16 protein-coding genes are annotated in these 21,724 nt (G+C 56.6%); 8 read left to right on the top strand and 8 right to left on the bottom strand.

The annotated features are described in order from the left end of the window. Positions 1 to 87 precede the first annotated feature (87 nt). Together C3F13_18795 and C3F13_18790 are read left to right on the top strand one after the other, a co-directional pair. A complete protein-coding gene (locus C3F13_18795; protein PWB49453.1) occupies positions 88 to 6,009 on the top strand; it encodes a hypothetical protein in 5,922 nt (1,973 codons plus the stop codon). Between the two features lie 64 nt (positions 6,010 to 6,073). Next, positions 6,074 to 7,273, top strand: a complete 1,200-nt coding sequence (locus C3F13_18790) for a hypothetical protein (protein ID PWB49452.1) — start codon at positions 6,074 to 6,076, stop codon at positions 7,271 to 7,273. Here C3F13_18790 and rarD read toward each other — a convergent pair. The 4 genes from rarD to C3F13_18770 form a co-directional block, all read right to left on the bottom strand. Beyond that, positions 7,253 to 8,146 (bottom strand): EamA family transporter RarD, encoded by an 894-nt coding sequence (gene rarD, locus C3F13_18785; GenBank protein PWB49451.1) that lies wholly within the window; start codon positions 8,144 to 8,146, stop codon positions 7,253 to 7,255. The genes C3F13_18790 and rarD overlap by 21 nt on opposite strands. Beyond that, complete coding sequence (locus C3F13_18780; protein PWB49450.1) at positions 8,146 to 8,577, bottom strand: hypothetical protein; 432 nt, start codon at positions 8,575 to 8,577, stop codon at positions 8,146 to 8,148. The genes rarD and C3F13_18780 overlap by 1 nt, the downstream gene beginning before the upstream one ends. Beyond that, positions 8,574 to 10,541 (bottom strand): ABC transporter, encoded by a 1,968-nt coding sequence (locus C3F13_18775; protein PWB49449.1) that lies wholly within the window; start codon positions 10,539 to 10,541, stop codon positions 8,574 to 8,576. Before C3F13_18775 ends, C3F13_18780 begins: the two co-directional genes overlap by 4 nt. Before the next feature lie 232 nt (positions 10,542 to 10,773). Further along, on the bottom strand, positions 10,774 to 11,466 hold the full coding sequence (locus C3F13_18770) for a hypothetical protein (GenBank protein ID PWB49448.1): 693 nt from the start codon (positions 11,464 to 11,466) through the stop codon (positions 10,774 to 10,776). A 60-nt stretch (positions 11,467 to 11,526) separates the two neighbouring features. Between C3F13_18770 and C3F13_18765 the strand changes: the two genes are divergently transcribed. Then, positions 11,527 to 12,015 (top strand): hypothetical protein, encoded by a 489-nt coding sequence (locus tag C3F13_18765; protein ID PWB49447.1) that lies wholly within the window; start codon positions 11,527 to 11,529, stop codon positions 12,013 to 12,015. Positions 12,016 to 12,021: 6 nt separating this feature from the next. Here C3F13_18765 and C3F13_18760 read toward each other — a convergent pair whose 3' ends face one another. Next, a complete protein-coding gene (locus tag C3F13_18760; protein PWB49446.1) occupies positions 12,022 to 13,014 on the bottom strand; it encodes a hypothetical protein in 993 nt (330 codons plus the stop codon). Here C3F13_18760 and C3F13_18755 point away from each other — a divergent pair. After that, complete coding sequence (locus tag C3F13_18755) at positions 13,013 to 13,267, top strand: hypothetical protein (protein ID PWB49445.1); 255 nt, start codon at positions 13,013 to 13,015, stop codon at positions 13,265 to 13,267. The two genes, C3F13_18760 and C3F13_18755, sit on opposite strands and share 2 nt — an antisense overlap. A gap of 42 nt (positions 13,268 to 13,309) precedes the next feature. Here the strand turns inward: C3F13_18755 and C3F13_18750 are convergent, their stop codons facing one another. After that, positions 13,310 to 13,849 (bottom strand): hypothetical protein, encoded by a 540-nt coding sequence (locus tag C3F13_18750; GenBank protein ID PWB49444.1) that lies wholly within the window; start codon positions 13,847 to 13,849, stop codon positions 13,310 to 13,312. A gap of 94 nt (positions 13,850 to 13,943) precedes the next feature. Here C3F13_18750 and C3F13_18745 point away from each other — a divergent pair, with 94 nt between their 5' ends. Next, the gene (locus C3F13_18745; GenBank protein PWB49443.1) at positions 13,944 to 15,803 is read left to right on the top strand and encodes an excinuclease ABC subunit C; all 1,860 of its coding nucleotides are present in this window, start codon (positions 13,944 to 13,946) and stop codon (positions 15,801 to 15,803) included. 27 nt (positions 15,804 to 15,830) lie between these two features. Then, entirely contained in the window at positions 15,831 to 16,511 is a 681-nt protein-coding gene (locus C3F13_18740) for a hypothetical protein (protein PWB49442.1), read from the top strand. A 334-nt stretch (positions 16,512 to 16,845) separates the two neighbouring features. On the opposite strand, the gene C3F13_18735 is transcribed toward C3F13_18740, so the two are convergent. Together C3F13_18735 and C3F13_18730 are read right to left on the bottom strand one after the other, a co-directional pair. Beyond that, complete coding sequence (locus C3F13_18735; GenBank protein PWB49441.1) at positions 16,846 to 18,765, bottom strand: formate--tetrahydrofolate ligase; 1,920 nt, start codon at positions 18,763 to 18,765, stop codon at positions 16,846 to 16,848. 135 nt (positions 18,766 to 18,900) lie between these two features. Further along, a complete protein-coding gene (locus C3F13_18730; GenBank protein PWB49440.1) occupies positions 18,901 to 20,499 on the bottom strand; it encodes a tRNA uridine(34) 5-carboxymethylaminomethyl modification radical SAM/GNAT enzyme Elp3 in 1,599 nt (532 codons plus the stop codon). Positions 20,500 to 20,533: 34 nt separating this feature from the next. Here C3F13_18730 and C3F13_18725 point away from each other — a divergent pair, with 34 nt between their 5' ends. Together C3F13_18725 and C3F13_18720 are read left to right on the top strand one after the other, a co-directional pair. After that, on the top strand, positions 20,534 to 21,295 hold the full coding sequence (locus C3F13_18725) for a hypothetical protein (GenBank protein ID PWB49439.1): 762 nt from the start codon (positions 20,534 to 20,536) through the stop codon (positions 21,293 to 21,295). Positions 21,296 to 21,432: 137 nt separating this feature from the next. Beyond that, positions 21,433 to 21,705, top strand: a complete 273-nt coding sequence (locus C3F13_18720; GenBank protein ID PWB49438.1) for a hypothetical protein — start codon at positions 21,433 to 21,435, stop codon at positions 21,703 to 21,705. Positions 21,706 to 21,724: the final 19 nt, after the last annotated feature.

Genomic DNA, 21,724 nt, shown 5'->3' with positions numbered 1-21,724 from the left:
ATCCCGCCCGGCGGACGTCTTAAAGGGCGGGTGTTATAATCCAATCAACTGGGAAGGTCCATTCCCTTCCAAAAAGGAGAGAGGCCCATGTGTTCCCATTCCGCGCCAGGAATCCGGCAACATTCTTCTATTTCTTTTAAAATCTTATCCATTCTGATCCTGTCCAGCCTGATCATATCGCTGGCAGGCTGCAGGCAGACATCCCCCTCCAAGACAGTGGAGACTGCTGCGGTGCCTGCCATTCCGACCTCGGTGCCTGCCACTCCGACCACAATGCCCCCGCCGGTACCACAGACCCTGCCTCCGGCACTGGTGGAGACAGACCCGTTGCCAGGAGCGCAGATCGCGCTGAAAAACCCAATCACCTTTTATTTCAATCAGCCCATGCAACGGACTTCCGTTCAAGGCGCAATGACGGGCGAGCCAGCCCTCAAGGGAAAGTTTTCCTGGAAGGATGATGCAACCGTCACCTACACCCCTGAGACTGCCCTGGAGCCCGGCAGCGCGCAGGTCATCAACATTGCCGCAACGGCGCAATCTACCAAGGGTCTGGCCTTGCAACAACCCATCAGCCTTTCATTCGATACAAGCAGCTACCTGGCCCTGACAGAGAGCCTGCCCGCGCCAGATTCCCAGGAGGTGGATCCCACTTCAGCCATTGTGGCGAGCTTTAACCAGCCTGTGGTTGCACTGGGTGCAGACCCTGCCAGCCTGCCGGCGGGGTTTGTCCTGACCCCCACTGCCTCGGGCACGGGTGAATGGATCAACACCAGCACGTATATTTTCTATCCTGCACCTGGTTTGTCAGGGGGCAAGCACTATTATGTGAGCATCAACCCGAACCTAACCAGCACCAGTGGAGCGCCGTTGGAGTCCAAAACGGGCTGGGCATTCGACACCACCTTGCCGCGCCTGGTGTCTGGCATGCCCTACAACGGGACAGAAAATGTACGCCTGGATGCTTCCGTGCGGTTGGATTTCAGTTATTCAATGGATAAAGCCAGTGTGGAGGCAAATTTCTCGCTGCAGGCCAGCGACGGAACGCCGATGGATGGTAATACAGGTTGGAATGATATCTCCACCACTTTTACGTTTACCCCCACCGTTTTACTGAAGCGCGACAGCTCTTACACAGCCATACTCGGTTCCGGTGCAGCCGCGCTGGGCGGCACTCCTCTGGGGAACCAGATCCAACAGAGCTGGCATACGGTATCGGAGCTGACACTCCTTGGCAGCCTGCCACCTGAAGGAGGCACCAAAGCCCAATATGAAGGCGTTGGACTGATCCTTTCATCATATGTGGATACTTCTGAGATGAAGGATTACCTGACCTTTAAGCCAGACGTGCCGGGGTTTGGGTCATGGTTGGATGAAGGCTCGCTGACGTTGTACGCCAATGGGCAATTCGACCCAGATACGGATTATTCACTGACCGTGTCACCCGAGCTGACCGACCTGTGGGGCAGCAAGCTGGGCCAACCCTTCACGCTGCATTTCCGCACTGGCTCGTTGAACGCCTCGGTGCAATTCCCCTACATCGCCGACTCAGCATTTCTGACCACAGAAGACACCGGCATCCTGGCCCTGGTGACCAACACGCCTTCCATCCCCATCAGTATAGGCTCGCTAACCATCGAAGACCTGGTGAAAATTCAGGATCCATATAATTATGAAAATCGTCAGAACTTCGTCCCTGCGGATGCCGTTTCGTGGACCTTCTATCCCGAGACCCCGCTCAATGAGGCCACCCCGGTAACCATCCCGGTCTCGCCCGATGGGCACCCCCTACCGGCGGGCTTGTATTTTATGCGCATGACGCCGCCAAACTCATATAGCTACGATAACACACTCATCCTGGCGGTCAGTCCTTACCAGACGACCTTCAAAACCAGCTCGACGGAAGCCTTCGCCTGGGTAGTCGACCTCGCCACCAATACGCCCGTAGCTGACCTGCCCGTCACCGTGTATAGCCAAGATGGGGATGTGCTGAGCTCCGGAGCAACCGACAGAGATGGAGTTTTCGAAGAACCTATTCAAACCGATCCGAATAAGGCGAATAGCTCTTATGTTGTGTTGGGGGAGCAAGGCACGGACAAATTCGGATTCGCCATGGCTCATTGGTACGACGGTGTGTCGCCCTGGGATTTCGACATCACGATGCGCTTTTACCCATCGGATATCACCGGGTACCTGTACACAGACCGGCCAATCTACCGCCCCGGCGATACGATGCATTTTCGATTAGTAGCCAGGCAGGTCTCCGAAGGGCATTATATACTGCCAGATATCAGCTCATACCGTTTGGAAATTCACGACCCAATGGGTGCAACGCTGGCAAGCTTCGATGTGCCTCTTTCGGAATATGGTACGGGTGAGGGTGAATACACCATACCCATCGACGCAACCCCGGGTGACTACGGTTTCCATGACCACGATTATTCAACCTACGTTGTATTCAAGGTGGCTGATTACCGAAAACCTGTTGTCGACCTGCAGGTTGCATTCCAAGCAACCGAAGTGCTCAGCGGCACACAGTTGCTGGCAGCGATCAATGCCCGCTACTTCTACGACGCTCCAGCGAACAACCAGCCAGTGCACTGGGCGCTGTACCGCCAGACTTCTTATTTTGACATCCCCAACTACCAGGTGGGACCCGTGGACACCAGCTGGCTGAGTGCCTACAATTATCACTTTTCTCCATACGGGTTGGGCGAATTCATCAGTGACGGCGATCTGCGGACGGATGCCAAGGGGCTGGCGAGCGTGACGATCACACCCCCAGGCAAGCCGGGTCGCCAGGAGTATATCCTGGAAGTCACCTTGACCGATGAAAGTGGGATGCCGGTAAGTGCGCGAGCGTCCGCTTATGTGAACCCGGCTGAATACTACATTGGGGTCCATCCGGATGCCTGGTCGTTTGCAGCCAAAGCTGAAGCCGGTTTTAACATCCTGGTGGCTGATTGGGATGGCAACCCGGCGGGAGAGCAGACGCTTTCCGCCCGCTTCCAAAGCGTGACCTGGGTACGTACCGATCCCCCACCCGAATCAATGGGATATTCGTTTCCAACATACAAGGCTGTTTATACCCCGGTCGCTACCAGCACGCTCAGCACAGCAGCAGACGGTACGGGCAGGGTGGTGTTCACCCCACCCCAGGCTGGCACGTACCAACTTGACATAGATGGGGATGGCACGCTGACGCAGGTGGTTATCTGGGTCGGAGGGGCAGGCACCAGCGTGTGGCCTTCCCTGCCCAACCAGCGCATACGCCTGGTGCCTGACAAAGACGGCTACCAGGCTGGTGAGACTGCCCAGGTATTCGTCCCCAACCCGTTCAACGACACTGCCCTGGGATTACTAACAATCGAGCGCGGCTCAATCCTTGATCACCAGATCCTGCACCTGGAACCGGGCGGTAGCACGATACCCATGCAGCTCACCAAAGATGAAGCTCCCAACGTCTATGTGGCAGTCACCCTGCTGGGATACGATGAAAATGGCTACCCCGATTTCCGCCAGGGGTATACCAACCTGACCGTAGATCCGTCCTTTAACTACCTTGAAGTGACGCTCACCAGCACACCCGAGCGCACAGGGCCGGGCGAGCCAGTAAAGTTCAACCTGCGTATCACCGATGCTGACGGAAAGCCGGTGGAGGGTGAGTTCTCCCTGGCTGTAGTGGACAAGGCAGTGCTCAGCCTGGCAAACCCTAACGCAAAGGATATTTATCAGGCTTTCTATGGCAATCAGGCACTAGCCGTGCAGACCGGGCTAAGCCTGGCGGCCTCGGGCCAGAGGTTGCGCTACATGCCTGGAGGGATGGGTGGTGGAGGCGGCGGGGAAGCACCAGAATCGGTGACCCGTGAAAATTTCCCCGACACGGCCTACTGGAATGCGCAAATTCGCACGGACGCCAACGGAGAAGCCACGGTCAGCATCAACCTGCCAGACAGCCTGACCACCTGGCAGGTGCTGGTGCGCGGCCTGACCAAAGAAACCCTGGTGGGTGAAACACAAATCGAAGTGGTCACTACCCAGGAGCTGCTAATCAACCCGGCGACTCCGCGCTTTTTGGTGGTGGGCGACCATGCCCAGCTGGCAGCGGTGGTGCAGAACAACACCGAGAACGCCCTGGAAGGGATGGCCACGCTCCAGGCAAGCGGATTCACGCTAGACGACCCTGGACAGATATCGCAACCCGTCAGCGTGCCTGCATATGGGCGGGTGCGCCTGGAATGGTGGGGCAGCGCTGAGGATGTTGCCAGTGTCTCCTTGCGTTTCTCAGTTAAGGCTGGTAACCTGCAGGATGCCATCCTGGTGGCGAACGGAGCCCTACCGGTGCTGAGGTATACCGCCCCGCAGACCTTTGCCACCTCAGGCAGCTTGCCAGAAGCGGGCGAACGCCTGGAGCTGGTCAGCCTGCCGGCAACCTTCGATGCCAAACAGGGTTCCCTGGATGTCGAGCTTAATCCATCCCTGGCCTCTGCCATGCTGGACAGCCTGGAGGCGCTTAAGTACTACCCCTCGGAATGCACGGAACCGGTACTTTCGAGCTTCCTACCGAACCTGGTGACCTACACCACCCTGCAGAGCTTCGGGATTGAGGCACCCGACCTTAAAACCAGCCTGGACAGCAACCTTGAGCAGGCCTTGGGAAAGCTACTCATGCTGCAGAATGCTGATGGCGGCTGGGGCTGGTGCCGGAACAGTGTGAGCGATGCCTATATCTCCTCTTATGTGCTTTACGGGCTGGCGACCAGCCAGGCGGTGGGGATTGCAGTGCCATCGGACACGATCAGCAACACCGTGGGATTTGTCACCTCGTCCCTGGTTACGCCAGACTCCACCGCCAAAGCCTGGATGCTGGACCGCCAGGCATTTGAGAATTACGCCCTTAAACTAGCCGGGGCAGGCAACCTGGAAAGTGCCAACGAGCTATACCAGGTACGCGACCGGCTCAGCCCGTGGGCCAAGGCTTTCCTGGCCTTATCGCTGGATCTGACCTCATCCAGCAGTGATGCCATTCCCACCTTGATTTCCGACTTGCAGGCCACGGCCATCCGCTCAGCTACCGGAGTACACTGGGAGGTGACCAACCCCGACTGGAACAACATGACCTCCACGCTTTCCAACAGCGCCATCGTACTGTACACCCTGGCGCAGCTCGAGCCGGATTCGGCGCTGATCCCCGATGCGGTTAACTACCTGATGTCTAACCGCCAGGCAGATGGCTGCTGGAACTCCACCTATGAAGATAGCTGGATCCTGCTGGCAATGGATGAGGTGATGAAAGGCACCGGCGAATTAAACAGCAACTACACCTTCGGAGCCAGCCTGAATGGCACCCAGATTGCCAGCGGAGAAGCGGATGGCGAAACCCAGCTCAGCCCAGTGACAACCAGCCAGCCGATCGGCAACCTTTTCCCAAATGACCCGAACAGCCTGACCATCCAGCGCCAGGTGGGCACAGGGCAGCTGTACTACACAGCCGCGCTCAACGTATCGCGCCCGGCTGAAGATGTGGCACCCTTTAATGGAGGTGTCAGCGTCAGCCGGTCATATTATCCGTATGGGTCCGACCTGGCAACAGCCACCCCCATCAGCTCCGCCAGGGTGGGTGATAAGGTAGTTGTGCGCCTGGTCATCATCCTGCCCACGGATGCCTATCACTTCAAGGTGGAAGACTATATCCCAGCGGGAAGCGAAATCTACAACACCAACATTAAAACGATGCAGCTGGGAGACATGGGCGAGCCGCTACCACTGTATGATTCGACCGATCCTTACCGTGATGGATGGGCGTGGTGGCTGTTTGATGCAGCTCGCATCTATGATGACCATATCAGCTGGACAGCCGCCTACCTGCTTGCTGGTACCTATGAATTGACCTATACGCTCAACATCCTCCAGGCTGGCGAGTATCACTTGCTGCCTACACATGCCTGGATGGTGTATTTCCCCGAGGTACAGGGAAACAGTGCGGGAGGCATGCTGGAGATAAAACCTTAATTCACCGTTTGCCGATCTGTAAATTATCTACAAGAGAGAGAATGCAAACATCGACACCATAGAATTGAACTACACTGACCCAGCACGGTATGCCCAACGTGCCCTGGCGCATGCCCAGCACCTCTCCAAAACCGGGCGCGGTTCTGCCACCCAGGCTGAAAAACAGGCTGCTGAGTACGTGCAAGCACAGCTAGCCTCGCTGGGCTTACAAAACATCAGCCTGCAACTCTTTTCTGGGGAGCGTTCGCTGTGGCTGTTTATCGCCATGGTGCTTGGGTTGGCATTGGTCGGGCATGCTGCCTACTGGCTGCTGCGAAAACCGGTGGGTGAGCTCCCAGCGGTGATCATCGCAGTGCTGGCCTTCGGCATAAGCGGATATCTGTACTGGCTCAGGTTTACCTACCGGAGTAACCCCCTGCGTAACAGCCTGCCGCAAGCGCCCAGCCAGAACGTCATTGCCAGGATCCCGCCAACCGATCAAGCAGAGCGCCAGGTCGTGCTGGTTGCCCACCTCGACAGCCACCGGGCAGTGTTCTGGTTCGCCAGCGATTTCCTGGTGCGTCTGTTCGGCCCAATCGGGATGATGGCGATATTAGGGATATTCCTGGCGATCCCTGTATACCTGCTGGCTGGATTAACCGACTGGCCCGCCTTTGGCTGGCTGGGGATCTGCCTGGCAGGCTTTCACTTCCTGGGCTGGTTCACAGGAGTAACTGCAGACCTGGGCCCCTACTCACCGGGGGCAAACGACAACGCCAGCTCAGTGGGCACCCTGCTGGCACTCGCCGGGAGGCTGGCAGAGCAACCGCTGAAGAACACTGAAGTCTGGTTGGCATTTACTGGCTGCGAGGAGAGCAGCGGGGATGGAATCCAGGCGCTGATGGCAACTTATGGAAACGAACTCAAAGAGGCCTGGTTCATCGACCTTGAGATGGTGGGGATTGGTGATACCTTGAATTACATCCGCGAAGAAGGCAGCCTGCGGAGGGTCACCATTTCACAGGAGATGGAGACATTGCTCAAGAAAGTTGGTCAGCCCTACGGGCTGAAGGCGGATAAAACCCCACTGGTGGGTGCCTCCACTGAGTGCAGTCTGCTGCTGGACCGCGGCTTCAACGCGGCCCGTCTGATCGCTTCGCGCACTGGGTCGACGCTCATGCCGGAGTGGCACCGCATGACAGATACACCCAGCAAACTCCAGCCGGCTGCCCTTGAACGCATCCAGGGATTGGTTTGGGATATACTACAGCGGCTCGACCAGTGACGGTCGAGCTTTACGGTTAAAGTACACACTCTCCAGTGAGTACAACAGCAAAGCCAGCCAGATGATACAGAAACCGACCAGCCGGGAGGTGGGGAAGGGCTCGTGATAGACATACACGCCCAGCAGGAACTGTAAGGTGGGGGCGATATACTGCAGGAAACCAAGCAAAGAGAGGGTGATGCGGCGCACGGCGAAGCCGAACATGAGCAGAGGAATGGAAGTCACCGGGCCAGCCAGAATCAACAGGATGGTAACTGCCGCTCCCTGTTGGGCGAAGGCACCCATTCCGGATGCATTCCGGTAGAGTAAAAATGCCAGGGCAGGCAGGAACATCACGGCGGTTTCCAGGCTGAAACCATGCATCGATTCGAGGGGAGCAATTTTCTTAATCAGCCCGTACATACCGAAGGTGAACGCCAACACCAGCGAAATCCAGGGCAGGCTGCCGTAATTAAAGGTCAGGTAAAGCACGCCCAGCACTGCCAGGATCACAGCCGCCAGCTGGCCTCCACGCAGCTTTTCCTTGAAGAAAATCACGCCCAACATGAAGTTGACCAGGGGATTGATAAAGTACCCCAAGGAGGCTTCCACCACATAACCGGCATTGACCGCCCAAATGTAAGTGAACCAGTTGGCCGAGAGCAGGATGGCTGCCATGGTATAGAGCAGCCATGTACGCCGGTTCTGCAGGATGCCTTTCCACCAGAACAGGTCCTTTTGCAGGAGCAACAACCCCAGCATGAACACCAGCGACCAAACTACGCGATGAGCCAGAATCTCGATGGCAGGGACACTTTCCAACAATCGCCAGTAAATGGGGAAAAGCCCCCAGAATACATAGGCCCCGATGCCAGCCAGGATGCCCTTATTCATCATGCCTCAATGACGGTCAGGCCAGCTAAAAAAGTATTCAACATATTCACTGCCTGATCGGGGGTTTCATAGTCATGCACCGTCAGACAGGGGTGCGGGTTGCCGAGGATCATCTTGGAAACCTTGCGACCCTTCCGATAGAGGCACAAAACCTGCTTGTTCAATGACAGGGCATAACCGATCTCATAACCCACGCCATGCGAGGGAGTGCTGACCTCGGCGAGCAGGAAGTCACATTCCGAGATCCACCTGACGTCGCGCTCATAGACATCCCGGGCAGGTACCACGCCCTCCAGGGGCATCACATCGGGGCTGGCCAGCAAGGCCGTGGGCACATGGTGACCGAATTCCTGCAGGGCTGCCACCAAGCGCTGGTACACCTGCTCATCCTGACGGCCGCCAGTGATCGAACAAGCAAAATATATATTCATGCCATTTCTCTCTCACAACTGAATTGGGTTTCATAAAGCTGGGCATACAGCCCACCCTTAGCCAGTAACTCACGGTGGGTGCCGCGTTCGACGATGCTGCCGCGATCCATGACCAGGATCATATCTGCGGCCAGGATGGTGCTGAGGCGGTGGGCAATCACGATGCTGGTACGACCCACCATCACGCGCTTGAGGGCTTCCTGGATGAGCATCTCCGACTCGCTGTCCAGGCTGCTGGTGGCTTCATCCAATACCAGGATGCGTGGGTCTTTGAGGATGACGCGCGCCAGGGCCACGCGCTGTTTCTCGCCGCCGCTCAGGCGATAGCCACGCTCACCCACAATCGTATCGTAGCCATCGGGCAGGCTTGCGATAAAGTCATGGATATTGGCCGCCACACAGGCTGCCTCCAGCCCGGCCTGGGAAGCATCCAGCCTAGCATATAGCAGGTTGGTGCGGATGGTATCGTGGAACAGGTGCGTCTCCTGGGTCACCATGCCGATCTGGGCCGAGAGTGAATCTAGGGTTACATCACGCAGATCGTGGCCATCCAGCAGGATGCGCCCGCTGGTGGGGTCGTACAAGCGCGGGATCAGGTAAGTGAGGGTGGTCTTGCCCGCTCCACTGGGCCCTACCAGGGCAACCAGCTGGCCTGGCTGGGCGATAAAGCTCACATCTTCCAGGGCGTTCAAGCGCGCCTGGTTATGGCCAGGCTCTTCCACATCGCCAACGGGTTGGGTCTCTATGGTTTTGGGGGTGGGGGCCTTCTGGGGTTGAGGCTCTCCGGAAAGCACCGCATCGACATTATCCATGCGGCCGTAGCGCTTTACATCGCTCAGCAGGGCTTTGCCATCCGTGTCATAGCGGAAGGTGACGTGTTCAAAGACCAGCTCACCGCGCACAGCACTCAGGGCAAGCGCATCGGGTTTTTCCTGGATGTCGTGCGGCAGATCGATGACCTCAAAAACGCGCTCGAAGCTGACCACCGATGTGGCAAAATCAACCGGGGCGTTGGTGAGACCTTGCAAGGCGCCGTACAGGCTGGACATATATGCCCCGAAGGCAACGATGGTGCCGATGGTGAAAGCATTCTGCATCACCAGGTAGCCCCCAATGCCATAAACCAAGGCTGTACCGACTGCGCTGACCAAACCTATGATAATGAAGAAAATGGCGCCCAGGAAAGCCCTGCCGATCCCCAGATCGCGCACCTGGGCAGCCCGACCCTCAAAGCGCTGCACTTCCGTGTCCACCCGGCCAAACAACTTGACCAGCAGTGCACCGCCAATGTTGAGGGTTTCGTTCATGGTGGCGTTCATCTGGGCATTGGCTTCCAGCTGGCGCCGCGAGATATCACGCAGGCGACCTCCCATATGGCGGGCAGCCAGGATGAAAAGCGGCAGGATAATGATGCTGATCAGGGTCAGGCGCCACTCCAGGGTGAGCATGACCACCAGCACGGCGGCGGCCTGGACGATGTTGGTGATGATGCTCACGATGGTGTTGCTGATGGCATTCTGGGCACCCACCACGTCGTTGTTGAGCCGGCTCATTAACTCGCCCAAGCGGGTGTTGGTAAAAAAATGCAGCGACATGCGCTGAAGGCGGCTATACAGGGCTACCCGCAGGTCGTAGATAACCCCCTCACCGACCGTGGCATTAAGGCGCCGTTGGACAACACCCAGCAAGCCTCCCACTGCCGGGATAAGCAGCAGGGCAAGTGCCAGCAGGATGAGCTGTGTGATGTTACCAGAGGGGATGGTCTTATCGATTAAATTGCGCAGGATGAGCGGGGTGAGCAGGGCCAGGCCGGTGGAAACCAGGATGAGCAACAGCATAGCCACCAACTTCCAGCGGTAAGGTTTTGAATAAGCCATCACCCGCCGTAACAACCCCAGGGTCACCTTGGGCTTTTCGCCGGTTGAGCTGAGGTATGAAAACCAACCACCACCATGAAATCCCATCGTAGCCTCACCTTCGCGAACGATTGGCTATTATAACCCAATGACCATCCATTGACGGCCAGTTCAATTTGTGTGATACTTTAAGTAACGGGTGGTGGCAACGCCACCTTTCATATGCTATCCCACCGTATAGGAGGTGATGTCAGCCATGTCAAGTGAACGTTTTAGACTCAGCGCTGCAGCATCCCTCCTCCAGATCGGATAAGGGTGCTGCAGCGCACCAGGGAGCCGCCTAAGCAGCGACTTCCTGTGTTTTTAATGGATTTATACGCTCAAGCAAGCTCTCCAGCGGCATCTCCTCCAACGACTGGAGCTGAAAATTCGCCTCAGCAAAGGTTACCCCCCTGATCAATGGATTGGGCACCGCAACGCAGAATATCCCTGCCCGCCGGGCAGCACGGACCCCAATCAGTGAATCCTCCAGAGCGATGGCGTCTGCTGCACTCAGCTCTAAGGCCTGCAGCGCATTCAGATAAATCTCGGGGTCTGGCTTGATATGTTTGACGAAGTCGGAAGTGCTGAAGCGGTCGACACAGTCTAGCAAGCCCAGGCGACTCATGTATTTCGTCACCCATGCAATGGGGGAATTCGAGGCTATACCCACTTTGTATCCCAGGCGGCGCGCATCCTGCAGGTACTGGGCTGCCCCGGGTAATGCAGGCTGGGTTTCTATCAGCTGGTTTTCGATCGCGCGCCGCCGGAGCTCGATTTGCTCCCAATCCAGGCTGCCCTTCACCAGGCGTTCCAGCTCACTGCGCGGGTCAAAATCTCCCTGGGTGGTGCCGACATTGGCCATCCAAGTCGAAAACGGCAGGGGGAAACCGAAGGACTGGTAGATTTCCGCCCATGCCTGGTAGGTTGGTTCTTCCGTCTCCAAGATCAAGCCATCAAAATCAAAAATGATTGCGCGGATCATCGTCACCATCCCAATAAAAAATCAAGATGCAATTATAATGGGTACAGGAATGATATTCGAGGGTATTCTATGAAAACACTCCTGCTTCTCCGACATGCAAAATCAAGCTGGAAACAGCCAGAATTGAACGATCATGAGCGGCCACTGAATAAACGCGGCAAGAAGGAAGCCCCCAAGGTGGGGGAATACCTCAAGGCCAATGACCTCGTGCCAGACTTAATCCTGAGCTCAACTGCCCGCCGCGCTCATGATACGGCCCAGGCAGTGGCAGAGGAAAGCGGTTACGCCAAGGAAATTGAGTTATACCAAGACCTGTACCTGTCGGATACAGACTGTTACCTGGATATCCTGCAGCGTTTACCGGATACAGCGACGCGTGTACTGGTCGTGGGGCACAACCCCGACCTGGATGAGCTGCTAACCCTGCTAACCGATGTGAATGAACACATGAACACGGCAGCCCTGGCGCAAATTGACCTACCCATTTCAAGCTGGAATGAGCTAAACGAAGCCACTGACGGACGATTACAAAAGTTATGGGTGCCGCGCGAAGGCTAGCCGCCCTCACCTGCGGCGCTTGATCACGCTGCCTGCCACCATCAGCACAACACCACCCACGGCCATTACGATGATGGCCACCACCAGGATATTTCCCAAGCTATCTGAGCCGGGTTGGGCCAGCTCCGGGCTGGGCGGGTCGGGGGTTTGGGTAGAGAAATCGGTGTTCTGCGGTGAGGCTGTGACAGTAGGCGTGCGGGTGGGCTTCCGGGTGGGAGTGGCTACTTTGGTTGGCGTGGAAGTGCCTGTAGGTGTGCCCGTCGGCCCGGGTGTGTTCCCCAGGCGGATGATCAGGATATCGCCCTCGTAAATCGTATCACTGGTTAGGTGGTTCATCTCCTTAAGCTCAGCCACCGTGACGCCGTAACCCTTGGCAATCAGGGTCAGGTTCTGGCCGGCCATCACGGTATGCACCAGTGAACCATCCGGATTCGGAGTGACCGTTCGCACGGCATAATATGGCAAGGCGGTGGGACCTCCTGGGCGGGTTGTGGCAGGTGGGCTGTAGGATCCTCCGGCAACATAGGCAGCATCAAGCGTGTAGTATACGAAACCATCAGCTACAGCCACCCCCGCACCCACATCCTGGTAATTGCCACTCAGCATGGTTTGGATGTGCGGGTCATCCCCCAGCCACATTTGAACGGCACCATCCACCGATAAATCAGTCCCGCCAGCAATATTCTCAGAAATAAAAAACGTAGCGCCGCCTCCATAGCCTGCAGCAGCTGCCCGATCACGCGGCCGGCTGCCACCTGGCCCGATATGACTAACGCTGCCGATGGATGCCTGATAATTACTGTGTGATTGGGCAATTGCCATCAGGGTGTTATCGATCTTGTAGGGAGTCAGCCCACTGTTCAACCGCAGGGTGTTCACTGCATCGATGAGTGCATAGGGGTCACCCGCCTGAGCCTGGCTAGGTTGAGGCACCAGGAATGATCCCAGGAGCAGGAGCACAAGGATGCCAAGCGAAATTTGAGCTAACCTGCGTGGCATGGGCTTAGATCACCGGGCGTTCCGGGCTAACCCTGGCGAGGTACCAGCACCCCTCCATACCTTTAAAGACCAGCTCGTAAATCTGCCCACTGGAAAGCATGACCAGCATGTGCAGGCCGGTATCATCAGACCAGCGCTTGCCAGTGGATTCAACCCGGAAATGGCCACCTTTCCAGTTGAAGTGCAACGGGGTGACCGTGCCATGGTCGTCAAAATGGGCGGTAACTTCAATGGGTTCCATGTTTCAGTCTGAATATTGATTCTAACTCAAGAAATGGTTCAAAACGCCAACGGTTTATTTATAGACCTTCTGCAGATGTTCCAGCAGGAGCTGCAGCCCCGCCTGGGCCGCTTGCTCTTTGATCAACGACCGGCTCCCCGACCACAGGTAGTGGCGGGCGATCTTCTCGCTGGCAGCGCTGAGGCCGATCCATACGGTGCCGACCGGTTTTTCGGGTGTGCCGCCCGCAGGCCCGGCGATGCCACTCACCGAGAGGCCAATATCCGCAGCCAGGGTATAGCGTATGCCACGGGCCATCTCGAGCACAGTCTGCTCGCTGACCGCCCCATGCAGCTCGAGAGTCTCCGGATTGACCCCCAGCAGGCGGACCTTGGTTTCGTTTGCGTAAGCGGTCACACCCCCCAGGTAATAAGCCGACGACCCCGCCACATTGGTGATGAGATGGCTGATCAGGCCACCCGTGCAGGATTCAGCAGTAGCCAGCCATAATTCATGCTGTAATAGTATCTCGCCTACAAGCACTTCCAAGGGTTTATCCAAGCTGATCCTCCAATAGGCTGAATAAGCTGCATCTACGCCAGCAGGCGCAATTATACAACACCCGAGTTAGCAGGCATGATTAATGGAGGTTGAATACATCCCACCTCCCCTTATCCGCCACCATCAAGAGTGATAAAATCGAAGCCCGATGGAGATATCTGAACATCTGCAAGGCATCCTAGATACTGCCCCGCTCAAGCCGGGCTGCTACCTGATGAAGGATGCCGACGGAAAAGTGATTTACGTCGGTAAGGCAGTCGTCTTGCGTAACCGACTGCGCTCGTATTTTCACTCCAGCGCCCAGGAGGACCGCAAGACGCGCAAACTGGTCAGTCACATCGCGGAGATCGAGTGGATCGTAGTTGGTTCGGAACTCGAGGCACTGATCCTCGAGATGAACCTGATCAAAAAATACCGGCCGCATTACAACGTAAGGCTGGTGGACGATAAGAGCTACCCATACATCAAGGTACACTGGAATGATCCCTTCCCCAAGCTGACGGTGACGCGGCAGATGGTGCAGGATGGCTCGCGTTATTACGGACCCTACACCAGCGTGTGGGCGGTGCATCAAACCCTGGATGTGCTGCGCCACATTTTCCCCTACCTGACCTGCGACCGGGTGATCACCGGCAAGGATGAACGGGCCTGCCTTTATTATGACATCAAGCTATGCTGCGCCCCGTGCATCGGGAAGATCGACCAGGCTGGCTACCGGCAAATGATCGACGACCTGGGCCAGTTCCTGGAAGGACATACCGAGCCCATCGTGTCGCGCCTGAGGGTGGAGATGGAACAGGCTTCGGAGCAGCTGCTATTCGAGTGGGCGGCAACCCTGCGCGACCAGATTCAATCCATCGAGCGGGTGGTCGAGAAGCAGAAGGTCGTCTCCAGTGAATATATCGATTCGGATGTGATCGCCATGGCGCGCACAAATGGCGAAGCCTGCCTGCAGGTATTCTTCATCCGCAACGGCAAGCTGATCGGGCGCGAATACTTCCTGATGGAAGGAGCGGAAGAAACCCCCGATAAGGAAGTGATCGGTGATTTCATCACCCAGTTTTACAACCAGAGCCCCTCGGTGCCCGCCCAGGTGCTCCTGCCGCAGGAAATCGAGGAAATGAACATCATCCGCGAATGGCTGAACACGAAACGTGGCGGTCAAAAAGTGGAGATCCATATCCCCAAGGAAGGCCCTCAGCAGGAGCTAATCCAGATGGCAGCCGAGAACGCAACTGCCACCCTGGAAGCCCTGGAAGCCCAGTGGCATGCTGATACCCACCGCCAGGAGCAATCGCTGGGAGAATTGAAAACCTATTTGAACCTGGCAGGCATCCCCAACCGCATCGAGTGTTACGATATCTCAAACACCCAGGGGACTGCTGCAGTGGGAAGCATGGTGGTCTTTGGCCAGGGAGTGCCCAAAAAGAACCTGTACCGGCGGTTCAATATCCGCAGCGTAGCAGGCCCAGACGATTTCGCCAGCATGGAGGAAGTGCTCACCCGGCGTTTCAACCGCTGGAAAGCTGCCCAGGAGCTGGCTGAAAACCCGGGCGAGAAACCCGACCCTGCCTTTGCCATCCTGCCCGACCTGCTGATCGTCGATGGCGGCAAGGGCCAGCTGGGACGGGCGGTGAAAGTGCTGGAGAAATTCGAGCTCACTGGCAAGTTCTTCGTCGCAGGCCTGGCCAAGCAAAATGAAGAACTGTTCGTACCCGAGCAAGCGGTACCCATCGTACTGCCACGTCACTCGCAGGCCCTGTACCTGATCCAACGCGTGCGCGATGAAGCGCATCGCTTCGCCATCACCGCCCACCGCAACCGGCGCGATAAAGCCGGGGTAGCTTCGCAGCTCGATTCCATACCCGGCATCGGTCCGAGCCGCCGCAAAGCGCTGTTGGCTCGTTTTGGCGATATCGACGGCATCCGCGAAGCGCCCATCGAAGAACTCGAGTCAGTCAAAGGCATGACTGAGAAGCTGGCACAGGCGGTCAAGGAGAACCTATGACCGGAGAGGTTGGAGGAATGACTCGAGATGATTAACGTCTCTGCCACGCCAGAATGGAGAGCAGCTCACCCGGGGGCAGCGATCGGGTTATTGGAATTATCGGGCGTGGTGAACACTTCACCCAGCGCGGAGCTCAACCAACGTAAACGTGAGACGGAAGCCCGTTTGCGCAGCCATTACGCAGGCTACAGCCGCCAGGATTTCCTGGCGCTGCCGGTTATGGCAGCCTACGAGAAGTATTACCGGCACTTCGACAAGACCTATCATGTGCTTCTACAGGTAGAATCAATCGTCTTAAAGTCTCGGAACCTGCCGGATGTATCGCCGCTGGTAGATGCCAATTTCACCGCCGAGGTGAGCAGCCTGGTCTTAACCGCCGGGCATGATGGGGCGAAGCTAGAGCAGCCAGTCGTGATGGATGTCTCACACCTGGGTGATGAGATGGTAAATATGTATGGTGAGCATAAACCTATCCGCCCAGGAGACATGGTGATGCGCGACCCGCATGGCATATGCTGCACGATCCTGTATGGTCAGGATAACCGTTCCCCAATTTCAGCCCAGACGCGTGATGTTTTATATGTCACCTATGCCCCGGCAGGTGTGCCACAAGATCAAATCCAGTCGCACTTGCGCCAGATCGAGGAGTATGTACGCCTATTTGCACCACTGGCGGCAGTGGAACAAAACTGCCTGCTGATTGCTTGAGCGATTTTTAATTTTTTAATAGAGTTATTGGTGAATCTAGGATTAAAGGTTATAATCGATAACCTAGGAGCAAGGTATGGCAAAAAAGAACTCACTCTCCAAGGGGCAGCAGCGCAACCTGCGCACTTACCAGATTGTGATGGGTGTGATTGGCGTGCTGATCATCCTATCCATGGTCCTTTCCCTCGTGGCTCGATAGCTGCATCCAGTGGCAGTATCAGGCCATCTACGTGCATTTTTAGTTATTTGACAATCCCCGAACATTCGTCAACATCCTGTCATTAAATAAAGCGTGGGCGGCGAGGTTTGCCGCCCACGAAGGTTATTAACCTGTTTAGAACAGGCCTAACACGCGCCCGGTTTCCAGGTCCAGGTCGACGTCATAGAACACGGGCCGGGTAGGCAAGCCGGGCATGGTACGCATCTCGCCCAGCAACGGGTACAGGAAGCCCGCCCCCACGGAGGCGCGGATGTCGCGGATGGGGATCTTGTAACCCTTGGGCACGCCCTTCAAGGCGGGGTCGTGGCTCAGGCTGAGGTGGGTCTTGGCCATGCACAGCGGGAGCTTGTCGAAGCCCAGCTTGTTGTACAGCGCGATCTTCCGTTCGGCTTCGGGTGTGTACTCCACGCCATCAGCCCCGTAGATGTCCTTGCAGATGATCTCGATCTTCTGCTTGATCGACCACTCCAGGGGATACAGGAACTTGAAGTTAGTCGGTTTTTCGGCAGCCTTGATGACAGCCTCACCCAGCTTGATGGCGCCCTTACCGCCCTCCATCCAGTGCCGGCACACCACCGCATCTTCAGCCCCTGCTTCCGCAGCTGCCTGGCGGATGAGCTCCACCTCGGCGTCGGTGTCGTCCTTGAAGGAGTTAACCGCCACCACTACGTTCACACCAAACTTTTTGGCGTTGCGGATGTGGTGCTGCATATTCCCCAAGCCAGCTCGCAGCAGGTCCAAATTCTCAGTCGTGTAGGCATGATCCAGCGGCTTTCCCGCCACCACCCTGGGTCCACCGCCGTGCATCTTCAGTGCCCGCACGGTGGCCACAATCACCGTCACCTGGGGGATCAAGCCGGAGGTGCGGCACTTGACGTCAAAGAACTTTTCCATGCCAATATCGGCCCCGAAGCCTGATTCAGTTACCACGTAATCCGCCAGCTTGAGGGCGATCTTATCGGCGATGATCGAGTTCTGCCCATGGGCAATATTGGCAAAAGGCCCGGCATGAACAAACACGGGTGTGCCTTCCAACGACTGCATCAGGTTGGGCATGATGGCGTCCTTCATTAAGACGGTCATGGCGCCTGCCACGCCTAAATCCTCAGCGGTGACGGCTTCACCAGCCGTACTGGTACCGATCACAATGCGCCCCATACGGTCGCGCATATCGGCCAGGTCGGTGGTGAGGGCTAGGATAGCCATGATCTCGCTGGCCACGGTGATGTCGAAGCCGGTCTGGCGCTCATTGCCCGCTTCTTCAGGCCCCTGCCCAATCGTGATGGTGCGCAGAAGGCGATCATTGGTATCCACTACACGGCGGAAGGTGATGTTGGCCGGGTCAATATCCAGCCGGGCAAAGCGCTTGCGTTCCTCTACAGTCAGCTCGTTCGGGTCAGTCTTGTTGATCCCCAGCTTTTTAAGTCGGCGAAGCATGGAAATGGAGAACCTGCGCGCCCCCGTCTTATCCGCTGGGCACAGGGCGTTGAAGAGCTTCTCATCGTCAGGCGTAGCCCGTTCGTGCAGCATGCGCGCATCAATAGCCGCTGCCAGCAGGTTGTTGGCAGCGGTGATGGCATGGATGTCACCCGTCAAGTGCAGGTTGAAATCTTCCATGGGCACCACCTGGCTGTAGCCACCGCCTGCTGCCCCACCCTTGATGCCAAAGGTCGGACCTTGTGATGGCTGGCGGATGCAGGTGAACACTCTCTTACCCAGGAATGCCCCCAGCGCCTGGCTCAAGCCCATCATAGTGGTGCTTTTACCCTCGCCCAGCGGCGTGGGAGTGATGGCGGTGACTTCGATATATTTGCCGTCGGGCACGTCCTTGAGGCGTTCCAATACACTCAAGCGTACCTTGGCCTTATACTCACCATGATATTCGAGCTCCTCGGGCAATAGGCCAACTTCCTCTGCGATCACCGAGATAGGTTTTAGCACGGCTTCCTGGGCAATATCAATATCTGAAGGGACAGGAATGCGCAAATTTAGCTTGGATGGGACAAATGGACGTGAACCACCTTTCGGACTCATTGCAAAGCTCCTCCTTAATGAATTATGTTGTTTGGCGACTCATTATTAAATACATATGGAATGCAGCCCTTGTATTTTGACAAATATTTTCCATCATCACAAATGACCATTATCCCCCTTTACAAGTGCATTCTGTCACAAATTATTCACCTCTTTAATAAGATAAAACTCACCCCTACTGAACCCCCGCTCCAGATAATACAGCCGGGTACCGATGGCGGAGATGACTGCCAGGCGTTTAAACCCCCTTTCAAGGGAAATCTCCTGGGCGCGTTGGAGCAGCACCGTCCCCAAACCGGCGTGCTGGGCAGCCCCGTCCTGCTCTGCGCCCACCGCCAGACTTTGCCCAAATACGTGCACTTCGCGGATGATGGCTGCATCTTCCAGGTCTGAAAAATCAGGCGAAGGAGCGTTTGCTCCGGGTAGGGATAAGCGTAAAAAGCCCGCCAGCTTATCCTCGGGGGTTACAAATGATAAGAAATGCTCTTCTGCGCCGCCTGCGGTGTAAACCAGGTCATCCAACTGCAAGGTGTCGGTTGCCACTGCTTGCTTACCTACTTCCCGGCAACGTATGCACTGGCAAGCAGTGCCCCTGCGTTTCAGCTCTTCCTGGACGTCCAGGCGAAGGCTGGTGCGCTTGTTACCCTCCACCACGTTATCGGAGGGGATGTCACGCACGACCCGGTTCACCCGGCAGTAACGTGGGATGGTAGGTTTGAGGTCAGCGATCAGGCAGATCAGCTCTTCGGTGGTATACGGGGTATATTCGCCTCGCCTCCAGTATTCATAGAGCTCAGCATTCGCCAGCAGCTGGGTGGGGTAAATCTTGATCTCATCCGGGCACAGGTCATCCCACAAGCGGGCGAAATCCACACGGTCAGATTCGGGTGTAGCACCCAGCAAGTTCGGCATCCAGTGCAGCACGACCTTGAAACCAGCCGCCCTGAGCAAAGCCACCGCGTATTTCGTATCGGCCAGGGAATGGCCGCGCTGGTTCAGCTGGAGAAGGCGATCATCCAGGCTCTGCGCTCCCATCTGCACCTTGGTGACACCCAACTGACGCAGCCAGCGGAGCTCAGAGGGTTTGATGTCGGTCGGGCGGGTCTCAATCACCAAGCCCACATTCCGGCTAGCGGCGGTTTCGTTAAGTGCCTGGGCCTCTACCAGGGTCTGTGATTCCTGGCCATTCATGGCATCAAAGCAGCGTTTGATGAACCATTCGTGGTAGTTGCGGCGATAGGCGCACCACGAGCCACCCAGGATGAGCAACTCCACCTTGTCAGTGGGGTGCCCGACCGATTCGAGGGCCAGCAGGCGGCTGGAAACCTGGCCGAAAGGATCGAAATCATGCTCCACACCCCGCCGCGCTCCGGGCTCATCCGGCAAATAACTTTTCGGCATGCGTACATCCGTCGGACAGAAGATACACTTTCCCGGGCAGGGGTAGGGCTTGGTCAGCACAGTCACCGTGGTCACACCCGAAAGGGTGCGTACCGGTTTCATGCGAATGCGCTCCAAAACAGCCGGGTCCGGTTGCCAATCACCGGAATCGACCAGCGTGCGATAGGCTGCCACCAAGACGTGCTTGGCAAGGTAGCCGCCTGCAGGGCTGGGATGACGGCGCAGGGCTTTATCCACCGGGGCGCCACGCCTCACTTCTTCCAGCACCTCACAGGCTTGCTCGAGCATTTGCGGGGTATATTGGCGTGATTTTAGCCAGTTTTCTCGATCCATACCTGCCTGCTAAACCTGAATAGCTGATTAGGCTATAATATTTACAGAGCTTCGAACCAATACAAACGTGAATCCTACCACCATTTCACTCCTGCTTGACCTCAACCGGCAATTCTACCAGACCTTCGCCGTGCCCTTCTCAGCAACCCGCCACCGGCTGCAGCCAGGAGTGCTACGCATTCTTGAGCTTGTGGAACCGTCCGCTAACTTGCTTGACCTGGGTTGCGGGAACGGAGAGCTGGCCCATGAGCTGGCCCGCTGTGGCCACGCGGGCGCCTACACCGGGCTAGATTTTTCACCTGCCCTGCTTGAGCAAGCTGCAGCTGACCAGCCAGCTGATTTCCACTTCCAACTGGCCGACCTATCAAGCGCTACATGGGATGCTGGGCTGGCAGGCAGCCGATTCAATTTCATCCTGGCGTTTGCCGTGCTGCACCACCTTCCAGGCACAAAAACTCGCCAGCAAATCCTGAACAAAGCACACTCTCTGCTTGCACCTGAGGGGCGCCTCATTCATTCCGAATGGCAGTTTTTGAACAGCTCCCGCCTGGCTGCCCGGGTACTACCCTGGGAGACCGTCGGTTTATCCGCAAACGATCTCGACCCGGGAGATTACCTGCTGGACTGGAGGCAGGGTGGCACAGGCCTACGCTATGTACATCATTTTTCTGAAACTGAACTGGAGCATCTGGCGCATGCAGCCGGGTTTACCATCCTCGACAGTTTCCTCTCGGACGGCGAGAACGGCCGCCTGGGACTTTACCAGGTGTGGCAACCTACCTCTCAAACCGATTAGCTTTCCAATTTTATGTAGTGCTGGACAAAACATTTCAAGGACGGGGAGCAATGATCAACCCGGAAGCCAGAAACACCCCCACCAGGCTCATTTAATGCTAGAATAAATCATTCCTCATGTAAAGGAGATAAATCCCAATGAACGACAATAAATCACGCGATCTTCTCCAACAACTGCATGATGAGATTAATAACCTCCAACAGGTTGACGAAAAGGGTACTGAGTTATTAAAGGACATCGATGGGGATATTCGCGATCTGCTTGAGCGTTCGGGAGAAGCTCCACTGGATGTGCACCCGGGTATCGTTGGTCGCCTGGATGATGCCATCTGCCACTTTGAAGTCAGCTACCCCGAGCTGACGGCCTTGATCTCCAAGCTGGTGGATTCATTGACCACAGCAGGCGTTTGACCCGGGCACAGGTGCTTTC

The sequence above is a fragment of the Anaerolineales bacterium genome (assembly GCA_003105035.1).
In the GTDB taxonomy this organism is placed as follows: Bacteria; Chloroflexota; Anaerolineae; order Anaerolineales; family UBA4823; genus FEB-25.
The sequence above is the reverse complement of the archived record's forward strand: the minus strand, read 5'-3'. Positions and strand labels throughout refer to the sequence as shown.

What these genes read in the sequence shown, in the direction of transcription:
- C3F13_18755 (PWB49445.1), top strand. Translation starts at nt 13,013, where the DNA reads ATGGGCTTAGATCACCGGGCGTTCCGGGCTAACCCTGGCGAGGTACCA.
- C3F13_18730 (PWB49440.1), bottom strand. Translation starts at nt 20,499, where the DNA reads ATGGATCGAGAAAACTGGCTAAAATCACGCCAATATACCCCGCAAATG.
- C3F13_18780 (PWB49450.1), bottom strand. Translation starts at nt 8,577, where the DNA reads ATGAATATATATTTTGCTTGTTCGATCACTGGCGGCCGTCAGGATGAG.
- C3F13_18795 (PWB49453.1), top strand. Translation starts at nt 88, where the DNA reads ATGTGTTCCCATTCCGCGCCAGGAATCCGGCAACATTCTTCTATTTCT.
- rarD (PWB49451.1), bottom strand. Translation starts at nt 8,146, where the DNA reads ATGAATAAGGGCATCCTGGCTGGCATCGGGGCCTATGTATTCTGGGGG.
- C3F13_18720 (PWB49438.1), top strand. Translation starts at nt 21,433, where the DNA reads ATGAACGACAATAAATCACGCGATCTTCTCCAACAACTGCATGATGAG.
- C3F13_18760 (PWB49446.1), bottom strand. Translation starts at nt 13,014, where the DNA reads ATGCCACGCAGGTTAGCTCAAATTTCGCTTGGCATCCTTGTGCTCCTG.
- C3F13_18735 (PWB49441.1), bottom strand. Translation starts at nt 18,765, where the DNA reads ATGAGTCCGAAAGGTGGTTCACGTCCATTTGTCCCATCCAAGCTAAAT.
- C3F13_18740 (PWB49442.1), top strand. Translation starts at nt 15,831, where the DNA reads ATGATTAACGTCTCTGCCACGCCAGAATGGAGAGCAGCTCACCCGGGG.
- C3F13_18770 (PWB49448.1), bottom strand. Translation starts at nt 11,466, where the DNA reads ATGGTGACGATGATCCGCGCAATCATTTTTGATTTTGATGGCTTGATC.
- C3F13_18745 (PWB49443.1), top strand. Translation starts at nt 13,944, where the DNA reads ATGGAGATATCTGAACATCTGCAAGGCATCCTAGATACTGCCCCGCTC.
- C3F13_18765 (PWB49447.1), top strand. Translation starts at nt 11,527, where the DNA reads ATGAAAACACTCCTGCTTCTCCGACATGCAAAATCAAGCTGGAAACAG.
- C3F13_18775 (PWB49449.1), bottom strand. Translation starts at nt 10,541, where the DNA reads ATGGGATTTCATGGTGGTGGTTGGTTTTCATACCTCAGCTCAACCGGC.